This is a genomic window from Pseudomonas sp. SDO5215_S409 (assembly GCF_054071325.1).
This window is the reverse complement of sequence record NZ_JBSVWN010000037.1, coordinates 17580-30066: the sequence shown is the minus strand read 5'-3', so window position 1 is coordinate 30066 and position 12487 is coordinate 17580. Positions and strand designations below refer to the sequence as shown.

Sequence of the window (12487 nt, the reverse complement as noted above, 5' to 3'; positions counted from 1 at the left end):
TTCCCAGCTTTTTTCAGCGCTATCAGTCAGGCGGTTTTGAAGCCCGGCAGACCGTTGGTTTCGCGCCAATGCTTAACCGTTTGCGTAATGCCCTCGTTGGAATTATCTGCACCCTCTTCGGGGTAATAGATCAAGTCTGTACCGTCAGGGTGTTCTGTGACAGAGCAAAACTGACTCAACAGCAGATCAAGCACTTCATCAGAAGCTTCTCTGTTGGCCGCTCGAATGCTCTGCATAAAACGTATGAATTGCGCTTCGGTAAAGTCAGAGAACTGTGTTTTCATCCGTCTGTTTCCGGTGAATGTGTCGAGGGTTTTTAGGCGTATTGACCCGAACGTTGTCGACGTTGTAAGTCTCGCCGCCTGCGCAAAGCCCATTCACAGGGTGAAGTTCAAAAGCCCTGTTTCCCTGCTGGAGCGAGCAATCACTGCTCCAGTAGGGAAAGAGGCCAGGGTTTACGGCTTGAGGGTCACCGGAGTAGGCAAGGTTACGAGGTTGACGTAGCCGTCCCAGAATTTTTTCTGGTCCACGCCGAACACCACCTTGGCTTTTTGCGTTCCCACCGGCGCGACTTTGCTGTAGCCCAGTGCGCGGCCGTAGTCGGCGCCAAAGGTGGCGTCTACGTCCACCCACAGGTCGCGCGATTGGGTGACGATGTCGGGGTTGACCAGAAACAGCGCGGGCAGGCTGTCCCAGGTGAAGCTGTGGTAGCTCGGGTCTTTGGCGAACAGCGGGCCGAACTCGTGTTTGTACAGGTCGGCAATCGCGCCTTTGTGGGCAATCACGCGCTCGTACACCGACTTGTCAAAGGTGACGGTCTCGCAGACATCGTTGGGGAAGATCACGTGTTCCACTTTTGAGCGCAACACGATCTTGGCCGCCTCGGGGTCGAACCACCAGTTGAACTCCGCCGCGGGCGTGGTGTTGCCCGGGATCTCCAGCGCGCCGCCCATGTACACGATGCGTTTGATCAGCGGCACGATGTCCGGTGCCGAGCGGATCGCCAGGGCGATGTTGGTCAGTGGGCCCACCGCCAGGAGCGTGACTTCATGCGGGTTGGCCCGCACGCTGTCGACGATGAACTGGGCGGCGGTTTCCTTGCGCAGTTGGGTGTGGGTCGCGAGGCCGTCTGGCGGGGCGATCAGTTGGGCAGGCGAGGTGGGGCGCGGGGCCTTGAAGGCGCCGGACCAGGCCGTGCCGAATAGCGCCTTTTCCTGTTCGTAACTGGCGTAGTCATGCAGCAACGGGTAGGCCGCGCCGGAATACACGCCGACGTGTTTTTCGACGCCCATGCGTTCTACCGCCTTGAGCGCATCCACCTGTTCCTGGTCGACCCAGGCGTTGCCGCTGACCAGGGTCATGCCCAGCAGGTCGATGCGTTTTTGTGCATGCAACTGGGCGAGCATGATGAAGGCCTGGCCGTCATCGTTGAGCACGTTGAAGTCGGTGTCGAAGATGACCTTTTCGGCCGCCTGGGCCGTACCGGCGCACAGGCCTACGGCAACGAGCAGGGCACAGCGTTTGATGAAACCTTGCATGGGGATTCACTCGAAAAATTGTTGTTGTTAGCGGTTCACCAGTTTCGCCGGCAAGGCGATGACCAGGAAGCTGCTGAGAATCAGGCAGCCAGCGAAAAACCACAAGGCCCCGGCGCTGCTGCCGGTGAGGTCGATCGCCACCCCCATCAACGAATTGCTCACCAGGCCTGCAATGTTGGCCAGCGAACACGCCAGCGCAAAGCCGGTGGCCGCCGCCGTGCCTTTGAGAAAGGTCGCTGGCAGGCTGAAAAACACCGGCACGGCGCCGATGATGGCGGCCGAGGCAATGGCGAACAGCGCCTGGCCACCACGTTATGGGTAAAGAACGTGCTGGTGGCCATGGCTGCTGCGCCGATGAAGAACGGCACGATGATGTGCCAGCGGCGTTCGCGGTGTTTGTCGGAGCTGGCGCCGATCAACAGCATGCCCAGCAGCGCAGCGACGCTGGGCAGGGCGGTGAGTACGCCGATGTGAAAGGTGTCGGTGACACCGGCGTTGCGGATGAAGGTCGGCATCCAGAAGCCCATGGCGTAGGCGCTGAGCAGGATCGAGAAGTCGATGCCGCCCAGCATCCACACTTTGAGGTTGAAGAAACCGTCGCGAAAGCTGTGCTTGCTGGCGCTGCCGTCGGCGTCGTCCTTGCGCAGTTCGCTTTGCAGCAGGCGTTTTTCGTCCTCCGACAGCCATTTGGCTTGCTGGTAGCTGTTGGGCAGTGCCCAGAAGGTCAGCACGCCGAGCAGCACGCTGGGAATCGCTTCGATCAAAAACAGCCACTGCCAGCCGCGCAGCCCGGCGATCTGGTCGAAATGCCCCATGACCCAACCCGACAGCGGGCCGCCGATGACGCTGGACAGCGGCAGGCCGATCATGAACAGCGCGATGATCCGCCCCCGGCGGTAGGTGGGAAACCAGGTGGTGAGGTAATACAGCACGCCCGGCAAAAAGCCCGCTTCGGCGGCGCCCAGCAGGAACCGCAGAATGTAGAACTGGGTGGTGGACGTGACCAGCAGGGTGCATGCCGACAAGAGCCCCCAGGTGATCATGATGCGGGCGATCCAGATCTTCGCACCGACCTTTTCCAGTACCAGGTTGCTGGGCACTTCAAACAGGATGTAGCCGACAAAAAACAGCCCGGCCCCCAGGCCGAACGCGGTTTCGCTGAAGTGCAACTGGTCGAGCATCTGCAGTTTGGCGAAGCCGATGTTGATCCTGTCCAGGTAAGCGGCCAGGTAGCAGAAGCACAGGAACGGGATCAGCTTCCAGGTGATCTTGTGGTAGAGCGTGTGGACGGGGTCGGCGACGGTGGTCGCGGGCGCTGCATTCGCAATGGGCATCGGGGTGTCTCCTGGCGGTGACTTATGGTTTTTATACGGCCGCTTTGTTCAGCACTTCGGCGTGCTGTAGAAGCGACGTCCAAAGGCAGTGTCAGAAGACTGAGGCGGCCCTGCTTGGAGGCCAGCCTCAGTTTTTCAAGGACCGCGCTCTGTGGCGCGGTTCCGGGTCAAACCTTATTGCTCCTTGAACCGGGCGATGGCCTCCTGCTTGCTCACCACGTCGCCGTACTTGCTGTCGATGTCGAACAGGTTGGCTTCGTGGGGCGCCGGGTGTCGGTCGCCGACGCACTCGCGCACGACAATGGTGCGAAAGCCGTGTTGCACCGCGTCCACTGCGGTGGCGCGGATGCAGCCGCTGGTGGAGCAGCCCGCCAGCACCACGGTGTCGATGCCCTGAGCGTGCAGCATCGGGGCCAGGCTGCTGCCAAAAAACGCGCTGGCGTACTGCTTGGTGATCACCACTTCATCGGCATGCGGCAGCACCTCGGTGCAGAACGCGGCCAGCGGGTTGCCCTCGACCATGTCCTTCATCACCGGGGCTTTTTTGACCCAGATACCGCCGTCGGCGAAATGGCCGGGATGGTAGCGGATATTGGTGTGCACCACCGCAATGCCCTGCGCCCGGGCGGTGGCCAGCAGCGCGACGCTTTCGGCCACGGCGCTGACCACCCCCGGCGCGAACAGCGGCGCGCCCGGCGTGGTGTAGCCCTGCATGAAGTCGATCATCAGCAGCGCGGCTTTTTTGCCGAAACCGATGCGGTTGCCCCACACGCCCTGGTAGTTGGCGTCGGCGGTTTGTTCACTCATGGCCGCGCTCCTCAGTACGCGCCGGACAACAACGCACCGGCGCCGGGAACCACAGGTTCCAGGTCCAGCGCCTTGAGCATGGCGTAGGTGGTGGCGATGGCCGCGGTGAGCACGGGCTTGCCGGTTTGCGCTTCGACCTTGGCCACGACCGGCAGCGACTGCATCTGCACGCAGGCCGACAGCACGATCACATCCACGCCTTCCAGGTTCATGCCTGCGACGATGGCGGGCAGCCTGGCCGGGTCGTGGCGGGCCACTTCGAGGTTGTCGGGGATCTCCAGGGCGCGCCAGTCCACCACCTCAAAACCCTCTTCGCGGATGTAGTCCACCACCAGTTCGGTGAGCGGCTTCATGTACGGCGCGACAATCGCGATGCGTTTGGCGCCCATCACTTTCAGGCCTTCGATCAGCGCACCGGCGCTGGTGATGACCGGGGCGTTTGCGTCGTTGTCGGCAGTGGCCTTGCGCAGGCGCTGTTCGGACTGGCGGTGATAACCCAGCCCCATGGCCATGATCGCCACCAGGCAGGCGTAGCCCAGCACGTCCACCTTGGCGTCGGACAGCTCGACGGCGCAGCGGTCGGACTCGCCGTCCATGGCCGCCAGTTCTTCCTTGCGCACCTGTTTCATGCGCATGCGGCTGGAGTGAAAGGTAAAGCGCTCCGGGCGGATCGCCTGGCGTGCGATGAGCATCGCCGGGATCTCGGTTTCCATGGTGGTGTTGGAACTCGGCACGATCTGGCCGATGCGGTAAGGCTTGAGCATGGAGGTTTCCCTTATTGTGGGGTGAGGCGTGGGCCGAGGAATTCGTCGAAGGCTGCGAAGAAACCTTCCAGGTCATCCCAGGGGATCATGTGCCCGGCGTTGGCCACGCGGGCGACCTTGATGGCCGGTTGCAGGTCCTGGATTTCGGCGATGTCTTCATCGAGGATCACGCCGCCGCGCCCGGCCACCATCAGCAGGGTGGGGGCCTTGAGGTGCGGCAGGTGCTGATGGAAGTCCACATCGTGGAAGTCGTTGAAGGCCCGCACGATGGCTGGCGTGTAGCAGGTGTGCAGCCATTCGGCGCGCAGTTGCAGCTGCTCCTCGCTCCAGGTGGCGCAAAAGGCGCGCATCGCCTCGGCGTCCATGCCTTGGGTGGCCTGGCGGATCGAGTCGACGTACCACGGCAGTTTGCTCGGGTATTCACGGCGGCCGGGGCCGGACACGGGCGGGTCGATCAGCACCACACGGTCCACGCCCTGCGGGTGGCGTACTGCGCTCAGCACGGCAAAGCGGGCGCCCATGGAATGGCCCACCAGGTGGTAGCGGTCCAGGTTCAGTGCTTGGGCGAACGCGCCAATGTCATCGGCGCAGGTTTCGACGCTGTAATCCAGGTCGGGGCCGGTTGCCGACAGGCCGCGCCCGCGCACGTCCAGCACGTAGGTGTCAAAGTGCGCGCCAAAGCGCTCGGCCACGAACCCCCAGGTGATCGCAGGGCTGGTGATGCCCGGGACCAGGACAAGCACGGGGCCCTTGCCGCCGTAGCGCAGGTAGTGCTGGCGAATGCCGTTGGCGTGCACGTGAGCGCCGTAGAGAAAGGTGCTCATGCGGCCACCCCCGACTTGAGGGGGTGGGCATACAGGTCGTAACCGTAGACCCAGTCGGGGTCTTCCTGGCTGCGCAGCCAGGTGTTGGCGTTGGACACGGCCTGCACGCGGGAGGCGCGCTCCTTGCGGTTGGCTTCGTACAGTTCAAAGGCGGTGCGGTAGTCACTGATGCCGGTTTCTTGCAGGCAGCGTGTGAGCATCGCGGCATCTTCAATGGCCATGCCAGCGCCCTGGGCCATGTGCGGCTTCATCGGGTGGCAGGCGTCGCCCAGCAACACCAGGCGGCCACGGCTCCACAGGGGTAGCGGGTTGCGGTTGCGCAGCGGCCATTTGGTCACGCTTTCGGTGGACTCGATCAGCGCCTGCACGGTGGGGTGGTAACCCTTGAAGGCCTCGAACATCTCTTCGCGGCTGCTGTCGACAAAGGCGCCCTGGAAGTCCCACTCGGCATGGGGCACGCCGGTGACGTAGTAGTACTCGTCGCGCTTGCCGGTGGTGTAGTAGACCATCATGTGGCGGTCTTCGGTCCACCACTTGATGCAGTCTTCAAACGCGAGGTCGTACTTGGCCAACTGGTCGCCACGGATCAATGCACGGTGCGCGACCCAGCCGCTGTACAGCGGTTTTTCGACCCCCAGCAGTTCTTCGCGGATTTTCGAGTTGATGCCGTCGGCGCCGATCACGATGTCGGCGTACCTCACCTCGCCGTCGGCAAAGGTCATGCGCACCTGGTTGTCGGTTTCTTCCAGGGTTTCCAGGCGCTTGTTGAAGTGCAGGGTGCCCGGCTTGAGGGTGGACATTTGCAAGGCGTGCAGGTCGCCCCGGTGCACGGTGATGTAGGACGCGCCGTAGCCGGTGAGGGGGATGCGCGAGAAATAATCACCGGTCTGGCCGCAACGGCTGAACCAGTGCTCGGGGTGCGAGCCCATCAGGTCCAGCTGTTTTTCGATGCCCATGCGGCGGAAGATTTTCATGATGTTGGGACCCATGTGGATCCCGGCTCCCAGGCGGGAAAATTCCGGTGCCTGCTCGAAGATGTCCACGTCGAACCCGGCCTGTTGCAGCAGGGTGGCGGCGGCGGCGCCACCCAGGCCTGCGCCGACGATCGCGATTTTCTGTGTGCTTGCCATGGGGCGTGGTCCTCTCTTTTTTGGTTTTCTGGCGGCAGCGGTCCGCAAGGTTTTTAAAGTGTATACGCTCATATTTTTAAATTAATAGCCTGTGGGCGAAAAATTATTTTTTGGCCATATTTATCCCGTGTAACGCATATAGCCCATATTTTATTGGGTTTGTGTGGATTGGTAACGTTTTGGTGCGCTGCTTGCAGTCCGGCCTTAATTCAGGTCTTATCGTGATTAATTAGCGTATACGCTATAAAAATGCACCGAGGTGAAGCGTGGTGCCAGAACTTGGTGCAATCTTTCAGGAGACAGGAACATGCCGGTAAGCGACTGCGAACTGACCCAGATGTTTGAACACGTGTTGAGCTTGTCCAAGGTCGATGCGACCCAGAGCGTGGCAGTGCTCAAGAGTCACTATTCCGACCCGCGCACGGTGCGCGCCGCGATGGACGCCGCGCAGCGCCTGGGGGCCAAGGTGTATGCGGTGGAATTGCCCTCGTTCAACCACCCCAAGGCGATGGGTAACGACATGACCGCTTACTGCGGCGACACCGCGCTGACTGGCAACATCGCGGCCCAGCGGGCGCTGGAGGCGGCCGACTTGATCGTCGACACGATGATGCTGCTGCACTCACCGGAACAGGAGCAGATCCTCAAGACCGGCACGCGCATCCTGCTGGCAGTGGAGCCCCCGGAAGTGCTGGCGCGCATGCTGCCCACCGAGCAAGACAAGGTGCGGGTGCTGGCGGCCGAGCAACTGTTGAAAAAGGCGCGCTCGATCCATGTCAAATCCCGCGCGGGCAGTGATTTTCGCGCCGCGCTGGGGCAATACCCGTCGGTCACCGAATACGGCTTTGCCGACGAGCCGGGGCGCTGGGATCACTGGCCCAGCGGCTTCCTGTTCTCCTGGCCCAACGAGGAAACCGCCGAAGGCGTACTGGTGCTGGACATTGGCGACATCCTCTTGCCGTTCAAGACCTACACCCGCGAGAAAATCACCCTGGAAATCGAAAAAGGCTTCATCACTCGCATTCACGGTGGTTTCGAGGCGCAGTACCTGAGCGACTACATGAAGTACTTCGACGACCCCGAGGTGTACGGCATTTCCCATATCGGCTGGGGCTTGCAGCCACGGGCGCAGTGGACCGCCATGGGCCTGCACGACAAGAACGACGGCATGTGCATGGACGCGCGGGCGTTCTACGGCAACTTCCTGTTCTCCACCGGGCCCAACACCGAGGTGGGTGGGACGCGCAAGACGCCGTGCCACATGGACATTCCGCTGCGTAACTGCGACGTGTACCTGGACGACGAAGCAGTGGTGATCGGCGGTGATGTGGTCGCGCCCCAGGCTTCCCGCGCCCGCTAGGGGCCGGGGCGGGGCTGGGGCGGTTGTGGTGAGCGGGGCGGCACGCCACGCCACTTCAGCACGGGTGCTTGAGTCCGGCCTGCAACCTCGCCATCATGCCCACTCTCGTCCATCGCCTGTAGAGCCCGCAGTGTCTGATCCCTACGTTTTTTCCGAGCAAGTCGGCCACCTGTTGCGCAAGGCCTATCAGCGCCACCTGGCGATCTTTCAGCAGCATGTCGGTGACTCCCAGCTCACCGCCGTGCAGTTTGTCACCCTGTGTGCCTTGCGCGATCACGGTGCGAGTTCGCTGACCGAGCTGGTCAAGGCCACAGCGGTAGACCAGGCGACCATTCGCGGTATTGTCGAGCGGCTCAAGGCCAAGGAACTGATCACCCTGGAACCAGACCCCCAGGACCGGCGCAAGGTGGTGGTGGACTTGTCCGCCGCCGGTGCCGCAACGGTGGCGCAGACCGTGACCAGTGCCGCCAAAATCAGCCAGTTGACCCTCAGTAACCTCAACCCCGCCGAGCAGGTGGCGGTGCTGTTTTTGCTGCGCAAGATGATCGACGATCCGCAGGAATAAATCGGCTGGCATTGTTCTTGCTGGTTGTTCATGTAGTCGCCACTTCATCAAAAAAGTGTGTCGCGAGGCCCCAGGGACGCGGCGCTTTTTTTTGACTTTTTGATGTAGTAGGCACTTCACCAACAGCAGTGGGCGAAGCGCATGAACAGCCAGCACATCACCGTGGCCCTTGAGGTCAACGGCCATACCACGCAGGTCAGCGCCATGGCCGATACGCCGTTGCTACTGATCTTGCGCAACGATTTGCAGCTCAACGGCCCCAAGTACGGCTGCGGCCTGGGCGAATGTGGCGCGTGCACGGTGATCGTCGACGGCGTGGCCGCGCGCGCTTGCGTGTTGCCCCTGGGCGGCGCGGTGGGGCGCGAGATTGTCACCCTTGAAGGGCTGGGCACACGCCAGGCGCCGCATCCGGTGCAGCAGGCGTTTATCGACGAGCAGGCCGCGCAGTGCGGCTATTGCCTGAACGGCATGATCATGACCGCCAAGGCCTTGCTCGACCGCAACCCCAACCCCAGCGAAACCGAGGTGCGCAATGCGCTGTCGGGCAACCTGTGCCGTTGCGGTACTCACATCGAAATCCTGCGGGCAGTGCTGCGTGCCGCCCGTCAAACCGGACCTCGCCCATGACCGACGTGATCCCTACCCGTGACCAATGGCTGGCCAAGACCGGCGTGCTGCTGATTGTCGATGACGTGTTGCCGCCCTCGGGCCCGGTGGCCAAGGGCGGCACGCCCACGGTGAAACCCAAGGAGCTGGGGCTGTTTATCGCCGTGAACGATGACGGCCTGGTGTATGCGTTCAACGGCCATGTGGACCTGGGCACCGGCATTCGTACTTCGCTGGCGCAGATCGTCGCCGAAGAACTGGACCTGACGCTCGAGCAGGTGCACATGGTGCTGGGCGACACCGAGCGCGTGCCGAACCAGGGCGCGACCATCGCCAGCGCGACCTTGCAGATTTCCGCGGTGCCGCTGCGCAATGCCGCGGCCGAAGCGCGGCGTTTTCTCCTGGCGCGTGCCGCTGCACGCTGGCAGGTGGACGCCGGGCAGCTGACGGTGGACGCCGGGGTGATCCACGCCAGAGACGGCCGCACCGTCAGCTATGCGCAACTGGTTCGTGGCGAGCATGACGAGCTGCGTATCTCTGGCGACGCGCCGCTCAAGCCGATCGACGAGTACCGCCTGGTGGGCAAAGGCGCCGCCAGGGTCGACATTCCCGGCAAGGCCACCGGCGAGTTGACCTACGTCCACGACCTGCGCGTGCCGGATATGCTGCACGGGCGGGTGATTCGCCCGCCGTACGCGGGGCTGGATTGCGGCGCGTTTGTGGGCAACAGCTTGCTGAGCGTGGATGAAGCGTCCATCGCCCATATCCCGGGCATCGTCGCGGTGGTGGTGATCCGCGACTTCATCGGTGTGGTGGCGCTGCGTGAAGAACAGGCGATCAAGGCTGCGCAGCAGTTGCAGGTGCAGTGGAAGCCCTGGAACCAGGCGTTGCCGGACATGAGCGATGTGGAGCAGGCCATTCGCGACAACCCACGGGTGCGGCGCACGGTGCTGGACCAGGGCGAGGTTGACAATGCGCTGGCCGCCGCCAGCCAGCGGATGCCGCGCACGTACCTGTGGCCTTACCAGATGCATGGCTCTATCGGCCCGTCCTGCGGCGTAGCGGATTACCAACCGGGCGGCAGCCGTGTGTGGACCGGCAGCCAGAACCCGCACCTGCTACGTGCGGACCTGGCCTGGTTGCTGTCGTGCGAAGAAGGCCTGATCGACGTGATCCGCATGGAGGCCGCCGGTTGTTATGGGCGCAATTGCGCTGATGACGTGTGCGCCGACGCCTTGCTGCTCTCGCGTGCGGTGGGCAAGCCGGTGCGGGTGCAACTGACCCGCGAGCAGGAACACCAGTGGGAGCCCAAGGGCACCGCGCAGTTGATGGAGGTGGACGGCGGCCTCAACGCTGACGGCAGCATTGCCGCCTATGACTTTGAAACCAGCTACCCGTCCAACGGCGCGCCGACCCTGGCCTTGCTGCTGACCGGGCGGGTGGAGCCGGTGGCGGCGATGTTCGAGATGGGCGACCGCACGTCGATCCCGCCGTATGCCATCGACCATATGCGCGTGAGCATTAACGACATGGCGCCTATCGTGCGGGCTTCGTGGATGCGCGGCGTGTCGGCGTTGCCCAATACGTTTGCCCACGAATCCTATATCGACGAACTGGCGTTTGCCGCCGGGGTGGACCCGGTGGAATACCGCCTGCGTTACCTCAAGGATGAGCGGGCCATCGACCTGGTGAAATCCACCGCCGAGCGCGCCAACTGGTCACCGCGCACTGCGCCGATGCAAACCGCCAACGACGACCATCTGTTGCGTGGCCGCGGCTTTGCCTACGCGCGCTACATCCACAGCAAATTCCCGGGGTTTGGCGCCGCGTGGGCGGCGTGGGTGGCGGACGTGGCTATCGACAAGCAGACCGGCGATGTGTCGGTCACGCGGGTGGTGATCGGCCACGACGCGGGGATGATGATCAACCCGGCGGGGGTGCAGCACCAGATTCACGGCAACGTGATCCAGTCCACCAGCCGGGTGCTCAAGGAGCGGGTGACGTTTGAAGAGTCCACCGTGGCCAGCAAGGAGTGGGGCGGCTACCCGATCTTGACCTTTCCCCAGGTGCCCGAGATCGACGTGCTGATGATGCCGCGCCAGGACCAGCCGCCCATGGGCTCGGGCGAATCGGCGTCGGTGCCCAGTGCGGCGGCCATTGCCAATGCGATTTATGACGCCACCGGCATTCGTTTTCGTGAGCTGCCCATCACCCCCGAGCGGGTCTTGGCGGCCTTGAACGCGGGCACCTTGGGCGAGCCTGCGAAGGCCCCCGAAAAGCGCCGCAAATGGCTGTTCGGCTCGCTGTTCGCAGCCTTCGGTGCGGTGCTGGGCATGGCCGCGACAGCGTGGCCGTTTCACGCGCAGATCGCACCCATTGCGCCCCCCAGCGCAGGCACCTGGTCCAAGGCCACTCTGGAGCGCGGGCGGTTGCTGGCGGCGGCGGGTGATTGCGCGGTGTGCCATACCGCGCCGGGCGGGGCCACTAATGCGGGCGGCCTGGCGATGCACACGCCGTTTGGCACCTTGTACAGCAGCAACATCACCCCGGATGAAAAGACCGGCATCGGTAACTGGTCGTACCCGGCGTTCGAGCGGGCGATGCGCGACGGCATTGGGCGGGATGGGCGCAACCTGTACCCGGCGTTTCCCTACACGGCGTTTCGCAACATCAACGATGCGGACATGCAGGCGCTGTATGCGTACCTGATGTCGCAGGCGCCGGTCAGCCAGGCGCCGATGCCCAATGCGATGAGCTTTCCGTTCAACCTGCGGCCGTTGATGGCGGGCTGGAATGCGTTGTTTCTGCGCCGGGGTGAAATCCGCGTGCAGCCCGAGCGCAGTGCGCAGTGGAATCGCGGGGCGTACCTGGTCAATGGGCTGGGGCACTGCGCGGCGTGCCATTCGCCGCGCAACCTGATGGGTGCGGAGAAGGGCGGCGCGGCGTTCCTGGCTGGCGGCACGGTAGACGGCTGGGAAGCCCCTGCGCTGAATGGCCTGTCCAAGGCGCCGACCCCGTGGACCGAAGACCAGTTGTTCACCTACCTGAGCACCGGCTACTCCGAGGCCCACGGTGTGGCCGCAGGGCCGATGGGGCCGGTGGTGACGCAGTTGGCCAAATTGCCCGAGGCGGACGTGCGCGCGATGGCGGTGTACCTCGCTTCACTCAATGACCAGGCCGCGGGCGAAGCCCGGGTGGTGGCGACGGCGACGCAGCCTAACCCCGAGGGGCGCCGGGTGTTCGAGGGCGCGTGCAAGGCCTGCCATGCCGATGGGCTGGGGCCGAAACTGTTTGGCGTCAGCCCCTCGCTGGCCACCAACACCAATGTGCACAGCGACCGGCCCGACAACTTGATCAAGGTGATTTTGCAGGGCATCAATACCCCGGCCACCCAGGACTTGGGGTACATGCCAGGGTTCAAGGACAGCCTGTCGGACACCCAAGTGGCACAACTGGCGGCTTACCTGCGCGGGCAATTTGCGCCCAATGCACCGGCCTGGGAGGGGTTGGTGCAGAAGGTGGCACATTTGCGCGCCAACCCGGGAACGCACTGACCGGG

General features: G+C 63.4%; 11 protein-coding genes and 1 pseudogene. 4 read left to right on the top strand and 8 right to left on the bottom strand.

The window, feature by feature from the left end; translation table 11 throughout:
- Positions 1-26: 26 nt before the first annotated feature.
- From ACW9H9_RS18720 to ACW9H9_RS18685, 8 genes and pseudogenes are all read right to left on the bottom strand, one after another.
- The gene (locus ACW9H9_RS18720; RefSeq protein ID WP_457344672.1) at positions 27-284 is read right to left on the bottom strand and encodes a bacteriocin immunity protein; all 258 of its coding nucleotides are present in this window, start codon (positions 282-284) and stop codon (positions 27-29) included.
- Positions 265-513: a hypothetical protein gene (locus tag ACW9H9_RS18715; protein ID WP_457374539.1), complete on the bottom strand. Its 249-nt coding sequence runs from the start codon at positions 511-513 to the stop codon at positions 265-267. The genes ACW9H9_RS18720 and ACW9H9_RS18715 overlap by 20 nt, the downstream gene beginning before the upstream one ends.
- A complete protein-coding gene (locus tag ACW9H9_RS18710; protein ID WP_457344673.1) occupies positions 456-1538 on the bottom strand; it encodes a nucleoside hydrolase in 1083 nt (360 codons plus the stop codon). The genes ACW9H9_RS18715 and ACW9H9_RS18710 overlap by 58 nt, the downstream gene beginning before the upstream one ends.
- A gap of 27 nt (positions 1539-1565) precedes the next feature.
- A pseudogene (locus tag ACW9H9_RS18705) lies at positions 1566-2872 on the bottom strand (MFS transporter).
- A 174-nt stretch (positions 2873-3046) separates the two neighbouring features.
- Positions 3047-3679 (bottom strand): N-carbamoylsarcosine amidohydrolase, encoded by a 633-nt coding sequence (locus ACW9H9_RS18700; RefSeq protein WP_457344674.1) that lies wholly within the window; start codon positions 3677-3679, stop codon positions 3047-3049.
- Between the two features lie 11 nt (positions 3680-3690).
- Entirely contained in the window at positions 3691-4443 is a 753-nt protein-coding gene (locus ACW9H9_RS18695) for a maleate cis-trans isomerase family protein (RefSeq protein WP_457344675.1), read from the bottom strand.
- Between the two features lie 11 nt (positions 4444-4454).
- Positions 4455-5267 carry an alpha/beta fold hydrolase gene (locus ACW9H9_RS18690; protein WP_457344676.1) on the bottom strand — a complete coding sequence of 271 codons (813 nt, stop codon included), beginning with the start codon at positions 5265-5267 and terminating at the stop codon, positions 4455-4457.
- Positions 5264-6397, bottom strand: a complete 1134-nt coding sequence (locus ACW9H9_RS18685; RefSeq protein ID WP_457344677.1) for an FAD-dependent monooxygenase — start codon at positions 6395-6397, stop codon at positions 5264-5266. The genes ACW9H9_RS18690 and ACW9H9_RS18685 overlap by 4 nt, the downstream gene beginning before the upstream one ends.
- 307 nt (positions 6398-6704) lie before the next feature.
- On the opposite strand from ACW9H9_RS18685, the gene ACW9H9_RS18680 reads away from it, so the two are divergent.
- From ACW9H9_RS18680 to ACW9H9_RS18665, 4 genes are all read left to right on the top strand, one after another.
- Positions 6705-7757, top strand: a complete 1053-nt coding sequence (locus ACW9H9_RS18680) for a 2,5-dihydroxypyridine 5,6-dioxygenase (RefSeq protein WP_457344678.1) — start codon at positions 6705-6707, stop codon at positions 7755-7757.
- A 130-nt stretch (positions 7758-7887) separates the two neighbouring features.
- Complete coding sequence (locus ACW9H9_RS18675) at positions 7888-8322, top strand: MarR family winged helix-turn-helix transcriptional regulator (RefSeq protein WP_457344679.1); 435 nt, start codon at positions 7888-7890, stop codon at positions 8320-8322.
- A 141-nt stretch (positions 8323-8463) separates the two neighbouring features.
- Positions 8464-8949: a (2Fe-2S)-binding protein gene (locus tag ACW9H9_RS18670; protein WP_457344680.1), complete on the top strand. Its 486-nt coding sequence runs from the start codon at positions 8464-8466 to the stop codon at positions 8947-8949.
- A complete protein-coding gene (locus ACW9H9_RS18665; RefSeq protein ID WP_457344681.1) occupies positions 8946-12482 on the top strand; it encodes a molybdopterin cofactor-binding domain-containing protein in 3537 nt (1178 codons plus the stop codon). The genes ACW9H9_RS18670 and ACW9H9_RS18665 overlap by 4 nt, the downstream gene beginning before the upstream one ends.
- The last annotated feature ends 5 nt before the right edge of the window (positions 12483-12487 follow it).